The 21,249-nt window shown below is 66.6% G+C and carries 17 protein-coding genes and 5 tRNA genes; 15 read left to right on the top strand and 7 right to left on the bottom strand.

From position 1 onward, the window contains the following. The first annotated feature begins 17 nt into the window (after positions 1–17). The 5 genes from leuC to SVA_RS06275 all read left to right on the top strand — a co-directional run bounded on the left by leuC (position 18) and on the right by SVA_RS06275 (position 7,625). Positions 18–1,430 (top strand): 3-isopropylmalate dehydratase large subunit, encoded by a 1,413-nt coding sequence (gene leuC, locus SVA_RS06255; protein ID WP_096460378.1) that lies wholly within the window; start codon positions 18–20, stop codon positions 1,428–1,430. Next, positions 1,427–2,068: a 3-isopropylmalate dehydratase small subunit gene (gene leuD, locus SVA_RS06260; protein WP_096460380.1), complete on the top strand. Its 642-nt coding sequence runs from the start codon at positions 1,427–1,429 to the stop codon at positions 2,066–2,068. Before leuC ends, leuD begins: the two co-directional genes overlap by 4 nt. A gap of 40 nt (positions 2,069–2,108) precedes the next feature. Continuing rightward, positions 2,109–3,197, top strand: coding sequence for a 3-isopropylmalate dehydrogenase (gene leuB, locus SVA_RS06265; protein WP_096460382.1), 1,089 nt, complete (start codon positions 2,109–2,111; stop codon positions 3,195–3,197). A gap of 31 nt (positions 3,198–3,228) precedes the next feature. Then, positions 3,229–4,341 (top strand): aspartate-semialdehyde dehydrogenase, encoded by a 1,113-nt coding sequence (asd, locus tag SVA_RS06270; protein WP_096460384.1) that lies wholly within the window; start codon positions 3,229–3,231, stop codon positions 4,339–4,341. Positions 4,342–4,661: 320 nt separating this feature from the next. After that, positions 4,662–7,625 carry a motility hub landmark protein FimV gene (locus SVA_RS06275; RefSeq protein ID WP_169923988.1) on the top strand — a complete coding sequence of 988 codons (2,964 nt, stop codon included), beginning with the start codon at positions 4,662–4,664 and terminating at the stop codon, positions 7,623–7,625. 43 nt (positions 7,626–7,668) lie between these two features. On the opposite strand, the gene SVA_RS06280 is transcribed toward SVA_RS06275, so the two are convergent. Genes SVA_RS06280 through SVA_RS06290 form a run of 3 tightly spaced genes read right to left on the bottom strand, consistent with a single transcriptional unit; the run spans position 7,669 to position 9,659 of the window. Further along, complete coding sequence (locus SVA_RS06280) at positions 7,669–8,340, bottom strand: hypothetical protein (RefSeq protein WP_096460388.1); 672 nt, start codon at positions 8,338–8,340, stop codon at positions 7,669–7,671. Beyond that, positions 8,337–8,849 (bottom strand): type 3 dihydrofolate reductase, encoded by a 513-nt coding sequence (folA, locus tag SVA_RS06285; protein ID WP_096460390.1) that lies wholly within the window; start codon positions 8,847–8,849, stop codon positions 8,337–8,339. The genes SVA_RS06280 and folA overlap by 4 nt, the downstream gene beginning before the upstream one ends. A gap of 15 nt (positions 8,850–8,864) precedes the next feature. Next, a complete protein-coding gene (locus SVA_RS06290; RefSeq protein ID WP_096460392.1) occupies positions 8,865–9,659 on the bottom strand; it encodes a thymidylate synthase in 795 nt (264 codons plus the stop codon). Between the two features lie 134 nt (positions 9,660–9,793). On the opposite strand from SVA_RS06290, the gene SVA_RS06295 reads away from it, so the two are divergent. Further along, entirely contained in the window at positions 9,794–10,423 is a 630-nt protein-coding gene (locus SVA_RS06295) for a hypothetical protein (RefSeq protein WP_096460394.1), read from the top strand. A 6-nt stretch (positions 10,424–10,429) separates the two neighbouring features. Here the strand turns inward: SVA_RS06295 and SVA_RS06300 are convergent, their stop codons facing one another. The 4 genes from SVA_RS06300 to folD are packed head-to-tail and all read right to left on the bottom strand — an operon-like array spanning position 10,430 to position 14,188. After that, the gene (locus tag SVA_RS06300; RefSeq protein WP_096460396.1) at positions 10,430–11,116 is read right to left on the bottom strand and encodes a rhomboid family intramembrane serine protease; all 687 of its coding nucleotides are present in this window, start codon (positions 11,114–11,116) and stop codon (positions 10,430–10,432) included. Further along, positions 11,113–12,012 (bottom strand): zinc-dependent peptidase, encoded by a 900-nt coding sequence (locus SVA_RS06305; RefSeq protein ID WP_096460398.1) that lies wholly within the window; start codon positions 12,010–12,012, stop codon positions 11,113–11,115. Before SVA_RS06305 ends, SVA_RS06300 begins: the two co-directional genes overlap by 4 nt. After that, positions 11,909–13,279 carry a glucose-6-phosphate isomerase gene (locus SVA_RS06310; protein ID WP_096460400.1) on the bottom strand — a complete coding sequence of 457 codons (1,371 nt, stop codon included), beginning with the start codon at positions 13,277–13,279 and terminating at the stop codon, positions 11,909–11,911. The genes SVA_RS06305 and SVA_RS06310 overlap by 104 nt, the downstream gene beginning before the upstream one ends. A 54-nt stretch (positions 13,280–13,333) precedes the next feature. After that, on the bottom strand, positions 13,334–14,188 hold the full coding sequence (gene folD / locus SVA_RS06315) for a bifunctional methylenetetrahydrofolate dehydrogenase/methenyltetrahydrofolate cyclohydrolase FolD (RefSeq protein WP_096460402.1): 855 nt from the start codon (positions 14,186–14,188) through the stop codon (positions 13,334–13,336). 248 nt (positions 14,189–14,436) lie between these two features. On the opposite strand from folD, the gene SVA_RS06320 reads away from it, so the two are divergent. The 9 genes from SVA_RS06320 (at position 14,437) to lon (ending at position 21,223) form a co-directional block, all read left to right on the top strand. Next, positions 14,437–14,513 (top strand) — tRNA-Pro (locus SVA_RS06320). Between the two features lie 41 nt (positions 14,514–14,554). Continuing rightward, positions 14,555–14,631, top strand: a tRNA-Arg gene (locus tag SVA_RS06325). Positions 14,632–14,727: 96 nt separating this feature from the next. Next, positions 14,728–14,804, top strand: a tRNA-His gene (locus SVA_RS06330). A 73-nt stretch (positions 14,805–14,877) separates the two neighbouring features. Continuing rightward, positions 14,878–14,953: transfer RNA gene (locus SVA_RS06335), tRNA-Lys, on the top strand. Between the two features lie 96 nt (positions 14,954–15,049). After that, positions 15,050–15,134 (top strand) — tRNA-Leu (locus SVA_RS06340). A gap of 78 nt (positions 15,135–15,212) precedes the next feature. Further along, positions 15,213–16,523, top strand: coding sequence for a trigger factor (gene tig / locus SVA_RS06345; RefSeq protein WP_096460404.1), 1,311 nt, complete (start codon positions 15,213–15,215; stop codon positions 16,521–16,523). Between the two features lie 22 nt (positions 16,524–16,545). Further along, on the top strand, positions 16,546–17,172 hold the full coding sequence (gene clpP, locus SVA_RS06350) for an ATP-dependent Clp endopeptidase proteolytic subunit ClpP (RefSeq protein ID WP_096462845.1): 627 nt from the start codon (positions 16,546–16,548) through the stop codon (positions 17,170–17,172). Between the two features lie 104 nt (positions 17,173–17,276). Beyond that, the gene (gene clpX / locus SVA_RS06355) at positions 17,277–18,575 is read left to right on the top strand and encodes an ATP-dependent Clp protease ATP-binding subunit ClpX (protein ID WP_096460406.1); all 1,299 of its coding nucleotides are present in this window, start codon (positions 17,277–17,279) and stop codon (positions 18,573–18,575) included. A gap of 212 nt (positions 18,576–18,787) precedes the next feature. Then, the gene (gene lon, locus SVA_RS06360; protein ID WP_096460408.1) at positions 18,788–21,223 is read left to right on the top strand and encodes an endopeptidase La; all 2,436 of its coding nucleotides are present in this window, start codon (positions 18,788–18,790) and stop codon (positions 21,221–21,223) included. Positions 21,224–21,249: the final 26 nt, after the last annotated feature.

A 21,249-nucleotide genomic window follows, 5' to 3' on the forward strand; every position in this document is an offset into this window, starting at 1 on the left:
GCCTAAGCTAGCGACCCATGGCCGGTAAGACCCTTTACGACAAGCTCTGGGATGCCCACGTCGTTCGGCGCAACGAGGACGGGACGTGTCTCCTCTATATCGATCGCCACCTCGTCCATGAGGTGACCAGCCCGCAGGCGTTCGAGGGGTTGCGCCTCGCCGGCCGCCGGCCCTGGCGCCTGGATGCCAATCTCGCCACCGCCGATCACAACGTCCCGACGACCGACCGGCGCCGCGGCATCAGCGACGCCGTCTCGCGCCTGCAGGTCGAGACGCTCGACGAGAACTGCCGGTCCTTCGGCATTACCGAGTTCGGCATGAACGATGCGCGCCAGGGCATCGTGCACGTGATCGGACCGGAGCAGGGCGCGACGCTCCCCGGCATGACGGTCGTGTGCGGCGACTCGCACACCTCCACGCACGGCGCGTTCGCGGCGCTCGCCTTCGGCATCGGCACCTCCGAGGTGGAGCACGTGCTGGCGACGCAGTGCCTCCTCCTCCGGAAGTCGAAGAGCATGCGCGTGCGCGTCGAGGGCGCGCTCGGCGCCGGCGTGACCGCGAAGGACGTCGTGCTCGCCATCATCGGACGCATCGGCACGGCGGGCGGCACCGGTCACGCCATCGAGTTCGCCGGATCGGCGATCCGCGGCCTGTCGATGGAAGGGCGCATGACGGTCTGCAACATGGCGATCGAGGCGGGCGCGCGCGCCGGGATGGTCGCGGTGGACGAGAGGACGATCGAGTACGTGCGCGGCCGGCCTTTCGCGCCGAAGGGCGCGCTGTGGGAGCGCGCGGTCGCGGCGTGGCGCGAGCTGCGCAGCGACGACGACGCGGCCTTCGACAGGGAGGTCGTGATCGAAGCGCGCGAGATCGAGCCGCAAGTCACCTGGGGCACCTCGCCCGAGATGGTGGCGCCGGTCGGCGCCCGGGTGCCCGACCCGGCGCGCGAGCGCGACGCGACGCGGCGCGGCGGCATCGAGAGCGCGCTCCGTTACATGGATCTCGCGCCCGGCACGCCGATCAAGGACATACGGATCGACAAGGTGTTCATCGGTTCGTGCACCAACTCCCGCATCGAGGACCTGCGCGCGGCGGCCGCCGTGGTGAAGGGCCGGCGCGTCGCGGGCAGCGTCAAGCTGGCGCTGGTCGTGCCGGGGTCCGGACCGGTCAAACGCCAGGCCGAGGCCGAGGGCCTCGACCGGATTTTCACCGAGGCCGGTTTCGAATGGCGCGAGCCCGGCTGCTCGATGTGCCTGGCCATGAACGCCGATCGGCTCGAGCCCGGCGAGCGCTGCGCATCGACGTCGAACCGCAATTTCGAGGGGCGGCAGGGGGCGGGCGGCCGCACGCACCTCGTGAGCCCCGCCATGGCAGCCGCTGCGGCGATCGCGGGGCATTTCGTGGACGTGAGAGAACTGCAACTTCAGTGAAAAAGTTCGAGAAGCTGACCGGGTTGGTGGTGCCGATCGACCGGGCGAACGTCGATACCGACGCGATCATTCCGAAGCAGTACCTGAAGTCGATCAAGCGCACCGGTTTCGGGCCGAACCTGTTCGACGCGTGGCGCTATCTCGATCCGGGCGAGCCGGGCATGGACCACGGCCGGCGGCGGCCGAACCCGGACTTCGTGCTCAACCAGCCGCGTTACCGGGGCGCACAGGTCCTCCTCGCGCGCGAGAACTTCGGGTGCGGCAGCTCGCGCGAGCATGCGCCCTGGGCGCTCGAGGACTACGGCATCCGCGCGCTCATTGCGCCGAGCTACGCCGACATCTTCTACGGCAACTGCTTCAAGAACGGCCTGCTCCCCATCGTGCTGGCGGCCGACGTCGTGGACCGACTCTTCGGCGAGACCTTCGCGACCGAGGGTTATCGCCTGACGGTGGATCTCGAAGCCCAGACCGTGACGACGCCAGGCGGCGAGGCCTTTCGATTCGACATCGATCCCTTCCGCAAGCACTGCCTGCTCGAGGGCCTCGACGAGATCGGTCTCACGCTCCAGCACGCGGACGAGATCCGCTCGTACGAGGAACGCCGGCGGCAGGAAACCCCCTGGTTGTTCGGCTCCTGATCGGCGTTTCTCCGCGGTTGCCGGAAAATCGAACAAAGCGATGACCAAGAAGATCGCAGTACTCCCGGGCGATGGCATCGGCCCCGAGGTGACGGCCGAGGCCGGCAAGGTGCTGGAGTGCCTGCGCCGGGAGTTCGGGCTCGACGTCGAAACCGAGCAGGCGCCGGTCGGCGGCACGGCGTACGACGCGCACCGGCATCCGTTGCCGGACGTCACGTTGAAGCTCGCCCGCGAGGCGGACGCGGTGCTGCTCGGCGCGGTCGGCGGGCCCCGGTGGGACGCACTGCCGATGGCCGTGCGCCCGGAAAAAGGGCTGCTCGGCCTGCGCGCCGGGCTCGGGCTCTTCGCGAACCTGCGGCCGGCGATCCTTTATCCCCAGCTGGCGAGCGCCTCGTCGCTCCGGCCCGAAGTGGTGGCCGGTCTCGACATCCTGATCGTGCGCGAGCTGACCGGCGACATCTACTTCGGCGAACCGCGCGGCACGAGAACTCTGGAGAAGGGCGAGCGCCAGGCCTACAACACGATGGTCTATTCGGAACACGAGATCGCGCGCGTCGCGCGCGTCGCCTTCGACGCGGCGCGCCGGCGCGGCCGCAAGGTCTGCTCGGTCGACAAGGCGAACGTGCTCGAGGCCACCGTGCTGTGGCGGGAGGTCGTGACGCACGTCGCGCGGGAGTATCCCGACGTCGAGCTGAGCCATATGTACGTGGACAACGCCGCCATGCAGCTCGTGCGCGCGCCGAAGCAGTTCGACGTGATCGTGACCGGGAACATGTTCGGCGACATCCTTTCGGACGAGGCTTCCATGCTCACGGGATCGATCGGCATGCTGCCGTCCGCATCGCTCGATGCGCGGAACAAGGGCATGTACGAGCCGATCCATGGATCGGCGCCGGACATCGCCGGCAAAGGGGTCGCCAATCCGCTCGCGACCATCCTGTCGGCGGCCATGATGCTTAGGTACACTCTGGGCGCCGCGCCGCTCGCCGACCGGGTCGAGCGCGCGGTATCGACCGTGCTCGATCAGGGGCTGCGCACGGCGGACATTCACACCGAGGGGACGAAACGGGTCGGTACGCGGGAGATGGGCGACGCGGTGGTCGCCGCGCTCGCGGCGCAGGCGAAATGACATGCCCGGCGGACGGGCAGGGGCGAGGACAATGATGCGGGTAGGGTTGGTCGGCTGGCGCGGTATGGTGGGCTCCGTGCTGATGGGGCGCATGCAGCAGGAGCGGGACTTCGATCTCGTCGATCCGGTGTTCTTCACCACTTCGCAGGTGGGCGGCAAGGGACCGGCGATCGGCAAGGACGTGCCGCCGCTGAAGGACGCGAAAAGCATCGACGACCTCAAGCGCATGGACGCCGTCATTTCCTGCCAGGGCGGCGATTACACGGGCGAAATTTATCCGAAGCTGCGCGCGGCCGGCTGGAACGGTTACTGGATCGACGCGGCATCGGCGCTGCGAATGGCTCCGGACTCGGTGATCATCCTCGATCCGGTGAACCTCGACGTCATCCGGGACGCGCTCGGCCGCGGCGTGAAGAACTACATCGGCGGCAACTGCACGGTGTCGCTCATGCTGATGGCGCTCGGCGGCCTGTTCCAGCGCGGCCTCGTCGAATGGATGACCGCGATGACGTACCAGGCGGCGTCGGGTGCCGGAGCCCAGAACATGCGCGAGCTGCTGAAGCAGATGGGCGCCGCGCACGCGTCCGTGAAGCCGCTGCTCGACGACCCCGCCTCGGCGATTCTCGACATCGATCGAAAGCTCGCCGACACCATGCGCTCGAGCGGCTTCCCGACCGAGCATTTCGGCGTACCGCTCGCGGGCAGCCTGATCCCGTGGATCGACAAGGACCTCGGCAACGGTCAGTCGCGCGAGGAATGGAAGGGCATGGCCGAGACGAACAAGATCCTCGGGCGCGAGGCGAACCCGATCCCCGTCGACGGGGTGTGCGTGCGGGTGGGCGCCATGCGCTGCCACAGCCAGGCGCTCACGATCAAGCTCACGCAGGACGTTCCGCTGGACGAGATCCGCATGATGCTCGCGACGGCGAACGACTGGGTGAAGGTGATTCCGAACGAGCGCGAGGAGAGCATGCGTGAGCTTACGCCGACCGCGGTGACCGGGACGCTTTCCGTCCCGATCGGTCGGCTGCGCAAGCTGCCCATGGGCGGCCAGTATCTCGCTGCCTTCACCGTCGGCGACCAGCTCCTCTGGGGTGCGGCCGAGCCGTTGCGCCGCATGCTTCGCATCCTGCTCGAGCACTGACGATCGCTTTGCCGGTTCCGCACCGGCCGCCGTCCCGAGCGGGCGGCGGACGACCCCCATTGCCCTCGCGATTTGATGCGCCGCCGGCGGAGAACTATAGGAAAGGAGAGCGGGCGACCCCTGCGGCCGGACACCCCTCGGTCGGGTATCCGGTTCGACTATTTATGGTGAAATCGGAGGGAACACAAGTCCTTGTGAAAGGGTTTCGCTGAACTATAGTTAGTTGAGATTTGTAAAGGGCCTTACTATTATACCGGCATAACTCCCAGCCCCTGAAAGTGAATAAGGACACTCCCAGTCAGCCCGTCCAGGGTGCGTGTGTGCGCAGAGTGAGGAGGCTGACCGCCCGGTACATGCTGGGTGCACTCCTTGCCCTGTGTCCGCTCGCCGGTCATGCCTTGGGGCTCGGGAAGCTCAAGGTCCACTCCGCGCTACACGAACCCCTGAACGGAGAGATCGAGTTCACCTCGATCACCGACTCCGAGCTCAAAGGGCTGAACGCGACGCTCGCCTCCCGGGCCGACTTCGCCATCGCGGGTGCCGAGCGGCTGCCTTTCCACGCCAACATCCGGTTCGAGGTGGTCCGTCGTCCCGACGGCCGTTACTTCCTCGAGCTCAAGACCGATCAGCCGATCGAAGAGCCTTTCGTGCATCTGCTCGTCCAGGTGCAATGGGCAGGCGGCCGTCTGGTGCGCGAATACACCGCCCTGATCGACCCGCCGCGGTACCTGGCCTCGACCCCGTCCGGCATCGAGGTCCCGCGAGTCGCACCCACGGCGCCCGCGCCGGAGGTCGAGACGGTGCCTCCCCCTGTCGCGGACGCCGAACCCCCGTTGGCCGTCGAGCCGCCGACAACCGAGCCCATGACGGAGCCGCAGCCCGTCGGCGACGCGCCCGCGCCGGAGACATCGATGTCGGATGACACGCTCGGTCCCGACACCGCTTCGGCAGTCGGCATTTCGCCGGAGACGGGCTGGCCGGAAGACGACGCGCCTCCGACGGTCGAGGCGCTTGCCCCGGCGGAGCGGGACATGGCGGCGAGCACCTTGCCCGAGTGGGCCAACGCCTCCGAGTACACGGTCAAGCGCGGCGACACGCTCTGGGCGATCGCGGAACGCATGCGCGCGGACCAGGGCCTCACGCTCGAACAGGTGATGGTCGCGATCTTCAAGAACAACAAGTCGGCTTTCTTCGGCAACAACCTCAACAATCTGCGCGCCGGCAAGATCCTGAAGCTTCCCGAGCGCGACGCGGTCGAGGCGACCGCGCCGGCGCAGGCCCGCAAGGAATTTCGCGCGCAGTACGACGTCTGGCAGGAGTACAAGCTCAAGCTCGCCGCGCAGAGCGGCACGCTCAAGGTGGCGGACGCCGCCCCGGCAGCGACGCCCGTGGAGCAGGCCGCCCCGAAGGTCGAGCCGGAGGCCACGCCGCCCAAGGCACCGGAGCCGGCCGAAAAGGCGCAGCCTCAGCAACCGGACGAGTTGCTGAAGATCGTGCGCAGCACGCTCGAGTCCGAAAAGCCGGGCGCCGATCAGGCGGCCGCGCAGGGCGAATCCGCGGTCGACGCCGCAAAGCGCGAGCAGGCGGCGCTTGCCGAGCGGGTCACCACTCTCGAGGAATCGCTCGAGTCCAGGCAGATGGAGAACCGGGAACTGGCCGAGAAAGTGGGCCAGGTGCGCACGCAGCTGAAGAACGAGAAGCGGCTGCTCGAGCTCGAAAATCAGCAGCTCGCGCAGGCGCAGGCTCAGGCCCAGGCCAAGCCGGCGGAAGCGAAGCCGGCAGAGGAACCGAAGGCCGAGGCCAGACCGGACGTCGAGCCCAAGCCCGAGTCCGCCGTCGAGCCGAAACCGCAACCGGCTGCCGCGCCCAAGGCGGACGCGAAGCCGCAGCCGCGCGCCGTCAAGCCTCGCGCGCCGAAGAAACCCGCATCCGCGTCCCCGCCCCCCGAAGACAAAGGCTTTTTCGCGACGCTGCTCGACGATCTCGTGAACGGCGGAATGCTGCCCATCATCGGCGGCGTCGTCGTGCTCGCGGGCGGCGTGATCCTGCTCATGTACATGCGCCGCCGGCAGCGCTCGATCGCCGAGTTCGAGGAGAGCATCCTCGCCTCAGACGCCATCGCGCCCGATTCGAGCGTGACGACCGGCAATACGTCCGGCCAGTCGATCACGACGGGCGACACGTCGTTCCTGAGCGATTTCAGCCAGGGGAGCATGGGGCACGTACAGACCGACGACGTCGACCCGGTCGCGGAAGCCGAGGTCTATCTGGCGTATGGCCGGGACGAGACCGCCGAGGAGATCCTGAAGGAAGCGATCGTCAAGAACCCGAACCGGCAGGAGCTCAAGCTCAAGCTGCTCGAGATCTATCACCAGCGCAGCGACGTGGGTGCCTTCGAGACCCTCGCCGAGGAGCTCTATGCGGCGCTGGGCGGGCCGGGCGGCAAGGTGTGGGAAAAGGTCGAGGAAATGGGGCGCCGCCTCAGCCCGAACAACCCCATGTTTCAGGGCGGCGCCGGCGCGACGGCGCGCCGCGCGACCGACAGTCCACGCGAGGAGGTGGGCGACTCCGTCGCGGCGGCAGGCATGGCGACGACCGCGTTCGCCGCGGCGGCGACCGATGCCGAATCCGCCACTCGCGCCGAGTCCTCGCCCACCATCGACTTCGACTTCGACGCGGGCAGCCCGGCACCCAAGCAGGCCGAGGCGGAGGAGCCGGCGTTCGATATCAATTTCGACCTCGAGGAGGCAAAGACGGGTACCGACGACGCGGGCCTGACGTTCGCCGGTTCGTCCCCTGCGACGAGCGAGGATACGGGGCTGGAGGGCCTGGACCTCGGGCAGCCCGCGGAGCACGTCATCGATTTCGAGCAGGCAAAGGCCGAGCCGAATGCAGAACCATCGGGCGGGGGCGAGATCAGCTTCGACCTGCCCGGTGAGGAAAAGACCGCAGGAGACGATCTGAGCCTCGATATGGCGACGGAGGAGACGGGGGCCGAGGGCTCAATCCGTTTCGAGCCCACGCCCGAGGGTGGTGAGGGGGAGATCCAGTGGGAGCTCGACTCCACGGAGACAGCCGCCCCGGCCGCCGACGTGCCGGTCAACGGCGCGGACAGCGGCGGCGAACCGCAGTGGGACGAGACCGCAACGAAGCTCGACCTCGCGCGCGCCTACATCGACATGGGCGACGGCGACGGAGCGCGCAGTATCCTCGAGGAAGTGATGGCCGAGGGCAACGAGCAGCAGAAGAAGCAGGCCGCCGACCTCGTAAGCCAGATCGGTTAGTCCGCCGAGACAGCCTGCGAGCGGCGTTGCCGTCCAGGCCGATCTAGAAGCGCCGTCCGAAGTAGATCCCGGCCCCGCCGTATAAACCCGATCGCGCGACCAGTCCTGCGTAGCCGTCGCCGTCGAGCGTCACCTCGACGCCGCCCAGCGCGCCCGAGCGGTCGTCGACCGAAAGATCGCGCGTCTCCGTGACCGCTCCGCGGGCGCGCTGATCGCCGTCCAGGTCGCCGTAGTTGAATCCCGCATAGAACCGGGCCGCACCCGGCACGGCGACCGCGATGCCGGTCTCCGCGTAATACACGTTCCAGCTGAGCGTCACGTCCTGCAGGTCGTTCGCGTCGTCGGTCCGTTCGTAGAGATAGCTGGCGCCGGCGAAGAACGAGAAGCTGGATGACAACGGCGCGTCGAAGTCGATCGAAACCCCCGCATGGTAGCCGTCGAGCTGCTCGCCGGCGGTGAGCGGCTCGCCGGTCTGCGTGAGATAGCTGTACCCCCCCAGCAGGCCGAGCCGGACGTGCTTTCCGTAACGCTCCCGCCAGTGGACGCCGATGCGCTTCAGCGTCGTGTCGATCCGGTCGCTACCTCGCGCGAGGTCGAAGTCGTGCTGTGTGAACGCAAGGGTAAAGTCCGTCGGCCGCTCCAGTCCGTAAGGCCGGGCGTCCTCGGCGAACGCCGGCGCTGCGCACAGACACGCGAGCCAGAACCAGCGGATCATGGGCCGCGCCGCCGATCGAGCGTCACGAAACTGAAGGCGTAGGCGTGGTGCGCGTCGGCCTCGTGATGCACACGCTCGATCTCGTGCCAGGCAGCGACGTCGAATTCCGGAAAGCGCGTGTCGCCATCGACGCCGGCATGCACGCGCGTGAGGTAGAGCCGGTCGGCGCGCTCGAGGGTCTGCGCGTAGAGGTCGCCGCCCCCGATGACGAAGATCTCTTCGGCGCCGTCCGCCTGGGCGAACGCCTGTTCGAGCGAGTGCACGACGCGGCAGCCGGACGCAGCCGCGTACCCGGCCTGGCGTGTGACGACGATGTTCAGGCGGTCGGGGAGCGGTCGGCCGAGCGACTCGTAGTTCCGACGCCCCATGATGACGGGATGTCCGACCGTGAGGCGACGGAAGTGCTTGAGGTCGTCCGGCAGGTGCCAGGGGAGACGATTGTCCCGTCCTATCACGCCGTTCTCGGCGAGCGCGACGATGATGGAGATGCGTGGACGGGGGCGTTCCAATCGCGCTCCCTCTCGTCAAACGGCGACCGGTGCCTTGATCGCGGGGTGCGGGTCGTAGTTCATGAGCTCGAAATCGTCGTGCACGAAATCGAACACCGAGGCGCGGTCGGGATTCAGCCGCATGGCCGGAAGGGGTCGAGGCGCGCGCGTGAGCTGGAGCCGCGCCTGTTCGAGGTGGTTCGCGTAGAGATGCGCATCCCCGAGCGTGTGGACGAAGTCGCCTGGGCGAAGGCCGGTGACTTGCGCCACCATCAGCGTCAGCAACGCGTAGGAGGCGATGTTGAACGGCACGCCGAGGAAGATGTCGGCGCTGCGCTGATACAGCTGGCAGGACAGCCGTCCCTGCGCCACGTAGAACTGGAAGAGCGTGTGGCAGGGCGGAAGCTTCATGCGCTCGACGTCGGAGACATTCCAGGCGCTGACGATCAGCCGGCGCGAGTCCGGATCCCGCCGGATGCGGTCGACGACATCGGCGATCTGGTCGATGTGTCGGCCGTCCGGAGTCGGCCACGAGCGCCACTGGTAGCCATAGATAGGCCCGAGCTCACCGTTCTCGTCGGCCCACTCGTCCCAGATCGAAACCCCGTTCTCCTTCAGATAGCGGATATTGGTGTCGCCGCGCAGGAACCAGAGGAGCTCATGGATGATAGAACGCAGGTGCAGCTTCTTGGTGGTGACCAGCGGGAAGCCGGCCGCGAGGTCGAACCGCATCTGGTGGCCGAAAAGGGAGAGGGTGCCGGTGCCGGTACGGTCGCTCTTGCGCACTCCGCGCTCGAGTACCTGGCGGAGAAGATCGAGATACTGCTGCATGCGCGTTCGGGGCCGACGAGTGGTAGGACAGGCTTCTGGGCAGCGGCCGGGATTTGTTTAATATTGAGGTCGCCGCGACATTGCGGCCTAGTATATCCGGTGAGGCCGCGAGGCGCAGCCGGGCCGAAGAAGAAATGGAAAAATATCTGTTCATGCGGGGGGTCCTGAAGCGGCTTGCCGAAGACCGCTTCCTGTGCCGCGGCGTGGCGATCGGCCTGAAGGTGGGCGCCGCCATGATCGTCCTCTTCAGCCTCACGACTTTCTTCTCGGCCGGTCGCCTGATCTTCGATCTCTCGGCTAACGGAATCCCGGGCGGGGTGCTGTTCGAGGTCTTCTACGTGCTGGCCGTCTACGCCGCCGCCCATACCCTGCTGTTGCGTTCCCAGGACGCTGACGCCGTCAGATCCGGCGAGTTCGTCGCCCTGCGGCTGGCCCCGGTCGTCATCCGCGGGCTGGCGGAAGCGTATGCGGCCTTCGTCGCGCTGGTCGCGATCGGTGGGGGGCTGTTCGTCTGGTTCACCAATCTCGGCGTCGAAAAGGTCCTGGATCCCGTGACTCGCTCTTTCTTTCCGACCGTCCGGGAGAACCCGAGCTTCATGGGCGGGATCGAGTTCATGGTGAGCGGCGTCGTGACGGCATTTGCGGTCCTGCTGGTCGCCTACGTCCTCGCAGAGGCGCTGCAGTTCGCCACGCGCTCGCTCCGCCCCGCCGAGGCGGTACGTAATGGCGCGGAGGATCGCCTGCGCGCCCGCTTCGGCTCCTGACACCCCTCAGCGCGCGAACAGCCGTACCCGCCGGTACTTGAAGAAGGGGATCAGCGCCATCCCCGCGATAAAACCTCCGATGTGCGCCCCGAAGGCGACGCCTCCCTCGCCCGCAGGGGCCAGGGCCGAGCTCACGAGCTGCAGCACGAACCACAGGCCGAGCACCAACATGGCGGGTAGGTGCACGAGCCGCGAAAAGAATCCGAGCGGGATCAGGACGAGGACGTGCGCGCGGGGGTAGAGCAGCAGATAGGCGCCGAGCACCCCCGAGATCGCACCGCTTGCTCCGATCATGGGAACCGTCGAATCGGGGTCCGGGAACGCCTGCACCAGAGCCGCCGCCACGCCGCAGACGAGATAGAAAACGACGAACCGCACGTGGCCCATGGCGTCCTCGATGTTGTTGCCGAAGATCCAGAGGTAGAGCATGTTGCCGAGCAGGTGCATGATGCTGCCGTGCAGGAACATGGACGTGAATACCGTCATCGCGGGCGGTACGAGATGCAGCTCCGGGGGAAGACTTTCGTAACCGAAGAGCGTCGCGGGTATCACGCCCAGGCTGACGACCGCGGCCTGAAAGCCGCGTTGACCGAGCGAGATCTGCCAGAGAAAGATCGCGGAACACGCGACGATGAACGTCACCGTCACGAACGGCGTGATGCGGGTGGGGACGTCATCGCGCAGGGGAATCATCCGACGTCTCCGAGCAGTGCGTACGTGTCGAGGCGATAGAAGCGGGCAAGCTGGGCGTACACGTCGGGGAAATCGTCTCGGATCAGACCCGGCGCCGTGAAGAACGTCTCGCTCGCCACGGCGAAGAACTCGGCCGGATCGCTCGCGCCATACGGGTCGAGGCCCGTTTCGTCGTCCTGCTCGACCTGCTCGCCGAACCGTTCATACGCTTTCGTGAACACGTCACTCCAGGCCCGTGCCGACATGCCGGCATGCAGGGGAGGAAAGCCGTCGGCGGGTCCGTTGAGGACGTCCAGCTTGTGCGCGCATTCGTGAATCACGAGGTCCCGGTCTATCGATTCCGATTCTTCCTCGATCGCCGCCCAGGACAGCACCATGGGTCCCTGTGACAGCGACTGCCCGCAAAGATCGCGCGTCTCTCGATGCACGACCCCGGCCTCGTCCATGTACTCGTCGTGAACGCGAAAGTCGCCGGGATAAACCACTATATCCGACCACCCGGCATAGAAGTCGAGCCCGAGATGCAGCACCGGCAGACAGGCCTTCGCGGCGACCACGGCCCGTACGGAAGCGTCGATCTCGAATCCGGCCGTTCCCTCGAAGCGTTTGGAAGCCAGGAACTGCCCGGCGAGCTCACGCAGCCGACGCCGCTCCCGGTCGGGCAAGGCCTGCGCGCAGGGGGTACGCGCGAGCGCCTCGGCCCAATCGCCGTCGGCCACGTGTATCCGTCGGCGTCGAAGCCGTTTGTACCACGACCGCAGTGACACGGATGTCCGGCTCAATGCCGGTAGTCTAGGGACCTTTCGCTTCCCCGCGCAAATGCGCGATCGCCAGGCGCTTGCCGCTCTCCACGGCCGGCTGGTCGAGCGGATCGATGCCATACAGCAGCCCGGCATAGATCGTCGCGCGCTGGTAGAGATCGATGAGCTGACCCAGCACGTGCGCATCGAGTTGCGGGAGGGTGATCGTGAGATTGGGGTGACCGTAGTCGGTGATCACCTGTCGAGTGGCCCGGAACTCGGCGTCGAGCACGTCGTGCAGCGCACGGCCGTCGAGGAAGGGGAAGGCCGCGCGGCTGGCGTCGTCGAGCGGAACGTCGATGCGGTGCGCCCAGGCATCGAGAGCGATGAAAGCGAACATCAGGTCTCGGGGCGATTCCAGGTACATCTGGAGCTGGCTGTGCTGGTCCACGGCCCCCAGGGCGGGCACCGGAAGCGTCCCGGCCGGCGTTCCGTCGGCGCGACGCTTGCCGAGCGATTCGGCCCAGAGCTGACGATACCAGTCGCCGAAGAGGCGCAGGCTGTGGATGTAGGGCATCAGAACCGAAACCCGCTTGTTCCGGCGGGTGTGCAGCAGGAAGTACAAGGCCGCCATCTCGAGCGCCGGGTTGGTCCCGGCCTGGGGCGCATCGCAGCGCGCGGCCGATGCCGTCGCGCCTTCCAGCAACCCCCGGATGTCGACCCCTGCCGCGGCGAGCGGCAGCAGCCCGACGGCGGTCAGCACGGAGTAACGTCCACCCACGCGGGGGGGTACGGGCAGGGCGGCGAGGCCTTCATCGCGGGCGAGCGCACGCAGCCAGCCCTGCTGCGGATCGGTGACGATCCACTGATGGTCGCGGGCAGACGGTCCGCGCGTTCGCCTCAGCCAGTCGCGCAGGACGAGGTACTGCACGGCGGTCTCAACGGTGCCACCCGACTTGCTGATGGCGACCACCGCGGTGCGCGCGGAATCGAGGCGCGCGAGCAGGTCATGCAGGAAGTCCGGATCGATGTTGTCGAGAAAGTGAAGCCGCGGCGTGTCCGGCTTCCGGTCTCCGTGGGCGAGCGCCTGCAATACGGCCATCGCGCCCAGGTTCGAGCCGCCGATGCCGATCACGACCACGTCCGCAAAGGCGCGCAAGCGGGCGGCCTCCGCCTCGATCGCAGTCAGCGATTTCGGCAGCTCTTCGTGCAGGTTGAGGGAGGCGTACTCGGCGTCGAGGCCGCCCTGGCGGCGGCGTGTCACAAGCTCGTGGACGCGGGCGAGCTCGCCGGCAAGACCGTCCAGTTCCGCACGCGGCAGGCCGCCGGCGCCGACGGCCCCGGTGTACATCGCCGAGGTGTCTATGCGCAGCGCCTTCCCGGAGAGTGGCGCCGGACTTTTGTTCTTGTGTTCCGTGTGCATGAACGCGAGCGGGGCGGAAAACGATACCGCGCGGCTATGTTAGCACAGGGCGGATCAGCGCCCGGCGTGTTCGGCGGCTTCGAGGGTATTCGACAGGAGCGTGGCGACCGTCATGGGGCCGACCCCGCCCGGCACGGGGGTGATCCAGGACGCGCGTGCACGCGCGCGCTCGAACTCGACGTCGCCGCTGAACTTTCCGTCCGGCATGCGGTTGATGCCGATGTCGACGACGATCGCGCCCGGTCTGATCCAATCCCCCTTGACGAGGCCGGGTCGCCCCACGGCGACGACGAGCACTTCCGCGCGTCCCACGTGTTCGGCGAGGTTCCGGGTCGCGCTGTGGCAGACGGTGACCGTGCAGCCGGCGAGGAGCAGTTCGAGGGCCATGGGGCGGCCCACATGATTCGAGGCGCCGACCACGACTGCGTGCTTGCCGCGGAGCGGCATGCCGGTGCTCTCGAGCAGCCGCATGACACCCCAGGGCGTGCAGGGACGAAGCCGCGGCTTGCGGAGCACCAGGCGACCCATGTTGCAGGCGTGGAAGCCGTCGACATCCTTGGCGGGATCGATCCGTTCGATTACCGCGTCGGCGCTGATCTGCGGCGGCAGGGGCAGCTGAACGAGGATTCCGTCGACATCGCCGCGGCCGTTGAGTTCGTCGACGAGCGCGAGCAGGTCGCGCTCGCTCGTGCTGGACGGGAGATCGTAGGAGAACGAAAGCATGCCGACCTCGTCGCAGGCCCGACGCTTGTTACGCACGTAGACCTCGGAGGCGGGATCCCGGCCGACGAGGATCACCGCGAGGCCGGGTGCGCGCCGGCCGGCTGCGAGGCGCGCTTCGACCCGCGCCTTGATGCCGGTTCGAAGGGCAGCGGCAATGCGCTTTCCGTCGATCACGTGCGCGCTCAAGATGGGAAGTCCCCGCTCAAAGGGCACGCATGATCGCATGCACGCCGGGAGCCGCCAAGCACGCGGTCGGGCTCGTTGACGCTCTCAGGGGCCGTGCGTATAGTTCCGCGCTCGCCGCCGGGGAGCGGCGAGCCGGCCGGTAGGTCACCGAGCCGGGTTCGAGCAATCAACCGAGCAGCCCGGCGACGCCGGTGACATTGGGTCGGTCGCGACGGGCGCAGCACCACCCGGGCCGGTAACGGCCCCGACGGGGTATAGCGCAGCCTGGTAGCGCACCTGCTTTGGGAGCAGGGTGTCGGGGGTTCAAATCCCTCTACCCCGACCATCTTGCAAGCCGTGGGCGCCTGGTCGACGATTCGTCTGCAGGCGCCCGTAGCTCAAGCGGATAGAGCACCAGCCTTCTAAGCTGGGGGTTACAGGTTCGATTCCTGTCGGGCGCGCCAGTCCAGCCGTTCCGGGGCAAGGGCGAGCAGCCGGCCCGCCGTTTTGGTGGACGCTCGGCGGCGATACAGGCGTACGTTATAATGTCGCCGCAAATGGTGAGCGTAGCTCAGTTGGTTAGAGTCCCGGATTGTGATTCCGGTTGTCGTGGGTTCGAGTCCCATCGCTCACCCCAGTCGTGTCCCTCCGGGAGGATGCGGCGCTGAGGCCGCACCACCGCGTTTCGTTCTACGCCTCCTCAGCAGCACGGGCCGTTAGCTCAGTTGGTAGAGCAGCTGACTCTTAATCAGCGGGTCCCAGGTTCGAGCCCTGGACGGCCCACCATTTTCCCGCTACCCGGTTACGGGGCCCCCACGGGGCCTCGCCCTCGTGTCCCCACCGTTCGGCCGCAATCGTGATCTAATAAGGAAGCGGGCGCGGGCGAATGTGGCGGAACTGGTAGACGCGCTGGACTTAGGATCCAGTGGGGAAACCCATGGGAGTTCGAGTCTCCCCATTCGCACCAATCCTTGGCCGGCTGGGGTCAAAACGGTAGGATCGGCCGGAATACGGGCAGCAAAAGCATAAGCGAGAGAAAGCAGAGATGCAGGTATCCGTCGAAAGCATTGGGACCCTGGGGAGGCGTCTTACGGTGGCCGTCCCGGCCGAGCAGTTCGAGCAGGCCTTCGCCGAGCGGCTCAACCGCCTGTCGCGGCAGGTGAAGCTTCCCGGATTTCGTCCGGGCAAGGTGCCGACGAAAGTGGTAGAGGCGCGGTATGGGGGCAAGCTGCTCGAGGAGGTAGCGGGCGACCTGATCGAGACCACGCTCCGCGAGGCGATCGGGACGCAGGGGCTCAAGCTCGCCGGTGGCACGCGAATCCGTCACAAGCCGCTCGCCCGGGGCCAGAGTTTCGAGTACACGGCGGAGTTCGAGGTATTCCCCGAGGTTCGCAAGCTGGATCTGGCGGGGGTCGAGATCGAGCGGCCGAGCGTCGGCATCGCCGACGAGGACGTGGAGCGGACGATCGAGACGCTGCGTCAGCAGCGCGTGACCTGGAACCCGACCGACCGGGCGGCGCAGCGTGGCGACCGGTTGATGATCGACTTTGTGGGGCGCCTGGACGGCGCCGAGGTGGAGGGTGCGAAGGGTCAGAATGCGACCGTCGTGCTGGGGAGCGGGACCTTCGTCTCGGGCCTCGAAGACGGACTCATCGGCGCCAAGACGGGGGAAAGCCGGGAAGTCCCGGTCGCGTTTCCGAGCGACTATCGGCACGCTCCGCTGGCCGGCAAGACGGTGCAGTTCGAGGTCAAGGTGAACGAAGTCGCGGAACCCGTACCGCCCGCCGTGGACGAGGAGTTCGCGAAGGCGCTGGGCGTCCAGGACGGCGGCGTCGAGAAGCTGCGCGCCGAGGTGAAAGCGAATCTCGAGCGTGAAGCGGCCGGGCGCGTGCGAGCGGTGCTGCGCCGCAACGTCATGCAGGCACTGTTGCGGGCGAACCCGATGGAGACACCCGCAAGCCTGGTCGCCGCAGAAATCGACCGGATGAAACGCATCGCCGAGGCCATGCGCGGCGCCGGCACTCCGCCGGTTGCGGAAGGTGCCGACGACGAGCTTTATCGTAAGCGGGCGACGGTACGCGTGGCGCTCGGGCTGATTCTGGCGGAGATCGTTCGCGCGCGCGGGATCAAGCCCGATCCCGCCCGGGTACGGGCCCGGGTGCAGGAGATGGCCCAGGATTACGATGCGCCGGAGAAGTTCGTGGAGTGGTACTACGCGGACCCCGAGCGCCTCGGCGAAATCGAGTCGACGGTGATGGAGGAACGGGTGGTGGAGGAGCTGTTGGCGACCGCACAGGTGCGCGACGCACCGGCGGGTTTCCAGGAGCTTCTGAAGATGGACGTTTCGATCGATTAGAGGTGCATATTCCAGCATGAGCATGAACGAATTGCGGTACGGCGGCGCCCAGGAGGCGCAGGCGCTCGGTCTGATTCCCATGGTGATCGAGACCACGGGGCGGGGCGAACGGGCTTACGACATCTACTCGCGCATGCTCAAGGAGCGCGTGGTGTTCCTGGTGGGTCCGGTCGAGGACCACATGGCGAATCTCGTTGTGGCGCAGCTGCTTTTCCTCGAGTCGGAGAATCCCGACAAGGACATTCATCTGTACATCAACTCGCCCGGCGGCGCGGTAAACGCCGGCCTCGCCATCTACGACACCATGCAGTTCATCAAGCCTGACGTCTCCACGGTGTGCATCGGCCAGGCGGCGAGCATGGGCGCGCTGCTGCTCGCGGGCGGCACGAAGGGCAAACGCTTCGCACTTCCGCACGCGCGCATGATGGTGCATCAGCCGATGGGCGGTTTTCAGGGTCAGGCGACCGATATCGACATTCACGCGCGCGAAATCCTGCGCGTGCGCGAACGGCTGAATCAGATCCTGGTCAAACATACTGGCCGAACGATGGAGCAGATCCGCGACGACACCGACCGCGACTACTTCATGGACGGCGACGAGGCGGTCAAATTCGGGCTGGTCGACGCCGTCATCGAAAAGCGTACTTAATGTGGGTGAACTTCCGCCGCTATGCTATATAAGAGGTAGAACTTGCAGTTTCCGGTGGGAAGGGGCATCTTTGGGGCATTCTTCTTGAGGTCGAGGTCGTAGGCATGGCGGACGACAATCACACCCGGGGCGACGGCAAGGGCGAGAAGCTCCTGTACTGCTCGTTCTGCGGCAAGAGCCAGCACGAGGTTCGCAAGCTCATCGCCGGCCCGTCGGTGTTCGTCTGCGACGAATGCGTCGAGCTTTGCAACGACATCATTCGCGAGGAAGTCCAGGAAGAGAAGAACGCCGCCCAGGCGAAGAAGAAGTTTCCGACGCCGCGGGAGATCTACCAGATCCTCGACGAGTACGTGATCGGTCAGTCGGACGCGAAGAAGATCCTCTCGGTCGCGGTCTACAACCACTACAAGCGTATCGAGCACGAGCCGCGGACGGGCGACGTCGAGCTCTCGAAGAGCAACATCCTGATGATCGGGCCTACGGGCTCCGGCAAGACGCTGCTCGCCGAGACTCTGGCCCGGCTGCTCAATGTTCCGTTCACGATCGCCGACGCCACGACGCTCACCGAGGCGGGTTATGTCGGCGAGGACGTCGAGAACATCATCCAGAAGCTCCTTCAGAAGTGCGACTACGACGTCGAGAAGGCCCAGAAGGGCATCGTCTACATCGACGAGATCGACAAGATCTCGCGCAAGAGCGAGAACCCGTCGATCACGCGCGACGTGTCGGGCGAGGGTGTGCAGCAGGCGCTCCTGAAGCTCATCGAGGGCACGATCGCCTCGGTGCCGCCCCAGGGCGGGCGCAAGCACCCGCAGCAGGAGTTCCTGCAGGTCGACACCGGCAACATCCTGTTCATCTGCGGCGGCGCGTTCGCCGGGCTGGAGAAGATCATCCAGAACCGGACCGAGAAGACCGGGATGGGCTTCAGCGCGGAGATCCGCTCGCGCGCGAGCCAACGCGCTGTCGGTGAGGTGCTCCGGCACGTCGAGCCGGAAGACCTGATCAAGTACGGTCTGATTCCAGAGTTCGTGGGCCGGCTGCCGGTCGTCGCGATTCTCGACGAGCTCGACGAGGCGGCGCTGATCCAGATCCTGACCGAGCCGAAGAACGCGCTCGCGAAGCAGTATCAGAGGCTGCTCAAGTTCGAGGGCGTGGAGCTCGAGATCCGCGAGGAGGCGCTGATCGCCGTGGCGCGGCGGGCCATGGAGCGCAAGACCGGAGCGCGCGGCCTGCGTTCCATACTCGAGCGCTGCCTGCTCGACATCATGTTCGAGTTGCCCTCGCTCGAGGGCGTGAAGAAGGTCGTGGTCGAGGCGAACACGATCACAGAATCGGCCAAGCCGCTGCTCATCTACGCGGAGGACGACGACCATGGCAAGAAGCGCGCATCGTCGAGCCCCTGACGCTTTTAAGCGTGACACGCGGTCCGAGCCCCGCCGCAAGCGGGGCTTTTTTTTGACACCTGTCAATGAAACGCGGCGCTCGTCGTGTGATCGTGGCCTTTCGTCGCGCACTTGAAATCCGGTTGCAATAGCCGCACTTTGGTTCCAAACTTGTTTTAGATCCCTCATCCACTCCGCCCGCCTCCGGGCCCAACCGAGACCTAGCCCATCAGATGACTGATAAGCCCCTGGAAAAGGTCCTCCCCAAGATCATCCCCGGCACGGAGACCACCCTGCCCGTGCTGCCTCTGCGGGATGTCGTGGTCTTTCCTCACATGGTCATCCCGCTTTTCGTCGGACGGCGCAAGTCGATCCGGGCTCTCGAGCTGGCCATGGAGTCCGGCAAGCAGATCATGCTGGTCGCCCAGAAGAGCGCCTCGGACGACGATCCGACCCCCGAGGCCATCCACACGATCGGCACGGTCGCCAGCATCCTGCAGCTCCTCAAGCTGCCCGATGGCACGGTGAAGGTGCTGGTGGAGGGCGAGCGCCGGGCGGTGCTCCAGCACTACGTCGAAACCGACGACCATTTCTCGGCGGTGACGGCCCAGCTCGAAGCGGAGCCGGTCGCCGACCGCGAGGGCGAGGCGCTGATGCGCTCGGTGCTGACCGAGTTCGATCAGTACGTCAAGCTGAACATGAAAATCCCGCCCGAGATCCTGACGTCGCTCGCCGGGATCGACGACCCGGGCCGGCTCGCCGATACCATAGCGGCGCACCTCTCGCTCAAGATCGAGGAGAAGCAGCAGATTCTCGAGATCCAGAGCGTGCGCGACCGCCTCGAGAAAATTCTGGCCGTCATGGAGACGGAGATCGACCTGCTGCAGGTCGAGAAGCGCATCCGCGGGCGCGTCAAGCGCCAGATGGAGAAGAGCCAGCGCGAGTACTACCTGAACGAGCAGATGAAGGCGATCCAGAAGGAGCTGGGCGAGATGGAGGACGGCCCGAACGAGGCCGAGGAGCTCGCGAAGAAGATCGCCAAGGCGGGCATGCCCAAGGAAGCGCGGGAAAAGGCCGAGGCCGAGCTGAAGAAGCTGCGGATGATGTCGCCCATGTCCGCGGAGGCGACGGTCGTGCGCAACTACATCGACTGGCTCGTGAACGTGCCGTGGAAGAAGCGGAGCAAGATCCAGAAGGATCTCAAGAAGGCCTCGGAGATTCTGGAGAACGATCATTACGGACTCGAGAAGGTCAAGGAGCGCATTCTCGAGTACCTCGCGGTGCAGCAGCGCGTCGAGAAGCTGAAGGGCCCGATCCTGTGCCTCGTCGGTCCGCCGGGCGTGGGCAAGACCTCGCTGGGTCAGTCGATCGCCCGCGCGACCAACCGCAAGTTCGTCCGCATGTCGCTGGGTGGCGTGCGCGACGAGGCGGAGATCCGCGGGCACCGGCGCACGTACATCGGTTCGCTGCCGGGCAAGCTCATCCAGAACATGTCGAAGGTGAAGGTGCGCAACCCGCTCTTCATGCTCGACGAAGTGGACAAGATGGCGATGGACTTCCGGGGCGACCCGAGCTCCGCGCTGCTCGAGGTGCTCGATCCCGAGCAGAACCACGCCTTCAACGACCACTATCTGGAGGTCGACTACGACCTTTCCGACGTCATGTTCGTTGCGACGGCGAACACGCTGAACATCCCGCCGCCGCTGCTCGATCGCATGGAGGTCATCCGGCTGTCGGGCTACACCGAGGACGAGAAGCTCAATATCGCGGTGAAGTATCTCGTCCCGAAGCAGCTCAAGAACAACGGCCTCAAGGACGACGAGCTCACGCTGACCGAAAACGCGATACGCGACATCATCCGCTACTACACGCGCGAGGCGGGCGTGCGCAATCTCGAGCGGGAGATCTCCAAGGTCTGCCGCAAGGTCGCGAAGGACCTGCTGCTGCAGCGCGAGGAGAAGCGCGTGACCGTGACGCCGCGCACGCTGGACAAATATCTCGGCGTCCGTCGCTTCCGCTACGGCGTCGCCGAGGAGGAGAACCAGGTCGGGCAGGTCACCGGGCTCGCGTGGACCGAGGTCGGCGGAGAGCTGCTCACCATCGAGGCCGCCATCGTGCCGGGCAAGGGTCGCACGACGTTCACCGGCAAGCTCGGCGACGTGATGCAGGAGTCGATCTCCGCCGCGATGACGGTGGTGCGGGCGCGCGCCGCCCGGCTCGGCATCGACGCCGATTTCTACCAGAAGCACGACTTCCACGTGCACGTGCCGGAAGGCGCGACGCCGAAGGACGGGCCGAGCGCAGGCATCGCCATGTGCACCGCGATTGTCTCTGCGCTCACCGGGATTCCGGTACGCGCGGAGGTGGCGATGACGGGCGAGATTACGCTCCGCGGGGAGGTGCTGCCGATCGGCGGCCTGAAGGAGAAGCTGCTGGCGGCGCATCGCGGCAACATCAAGACCGTGCTGATTCCGGAGGAGAACCGCAAGGACCTGGCGGACATCCCGAAGAACATCCGGGATCGGCTCGAGATCAAACCCGTGCGGTGGGTCGACCAGGTTCTCGAGGCCGCGCTGGAGCGTGCGCCCCAGCCGGTCGAGGAAAAACCCGTCGAAGGAGCGGCAAAGGAACCGGAGCCGGAGGTCGCGAATCCGGTCACCACGCACTAGCCGCTCGTTGACGAAGACGGCCGGGG

The sequence above is a fragment of the Sulfurifustis variabilis genome (assembly GCF_002355415.1).
GTDB lineage: Bacteria > Pseudomonadota > Gammaproteobacteria > Acidiferrobacterales > Sulfurifustaceae > Sulfurifustis > Sulfurifustis variabilis.

Bases quoted from the DNA above. Each gene is read 5' to 3' on its own strand.
- leuC (WP_096460378.1), top strand. From the start codon at position 18: ATGGCCGGTAAGACCCTTTACGACAAGCTCTGGGATGCCCACGTCGTT.
- leuB (WP_096460382.1), top strand. From the start codon at position 2,109: ATGACCAAGAAGATCGCAGTACTCCCGGGCGATGGCATCGGCCCCGAG.
- asd (WP_096460384.1), top strand. From the start codon at position 3,229: ATGATGCGGGTAGGGTTGGTCGGCTGGCGCGGTATGGTGGGCTCCGTG.
- SVA_RS06280 (WP_096460388.1), bottom strand. From the start codon at position 8,340: ATGATCCGCTGGTTCTGGCTCGCGTGTCTGTGCGCAGCGCCGGCGTTC.
- SVA_RS06290 (WP_096460392.1), bottom strand. From the start codon at position 9,659: ATGCAGCAGTATCTCGATCTTCTCCGCCAGGTACTCGAGCGCGGAGTG.
- SVA_RS06295 (WP_096460394.1), top strand. From the start codon at position 9,794: ATGGAAAAATATCTGTTCATGCGGGGGGTCCTGAAGCGGCTTGCCGAA.
- SVA_RS06300 (WP_096460396.1), bottom strand. From the start codon at position 11,116: ATGATTCCCCTGCGCGATGACGTCCCCACCCGCATCACGCCGTTCGTG.
- SVA_RS06305 (WP_096460398.1), bottom strand. From the start codon at position 12,012: ATGCCGGGCTGCTGTATGGCATCGATCCGCTCGACCAGCCGGCCGTGG.
- SVA_RS06310 (WP_096460400.1), bottom strand. From the start codon at position 13,279: ATGCACACGGAACACAAGAACAAAAGTCCGGCGCCACTCTCCGGGAAG.
- tig (WP_096460404.1), top strand. From the start codon at position 15,213: ATGCAGGTATCCGTCGAAAGCATTGGGACCCTGGGGAGGCGTCTTACG.
- clpP (WP_096462845.1), top strand. From the start codon at position 16,546: ATGAACGAATTGCGGTACGGCGGCGCCCAGGAGGCGCAGGCGCTCGGT.
- clpX (WP_096460406.1), top strand. From the start codon at position 17,277: ATGGCGGACGACAATCACACCCGGGGCGACGGCAAGGGCGAGAAGCTC.
- lon (WP_096460408.1), top strand. From the start codon at position 18,788: ATGACTGATAAGCCCCTGGAAAAGGTCCTCCCCAAGATCATCCCCGGC.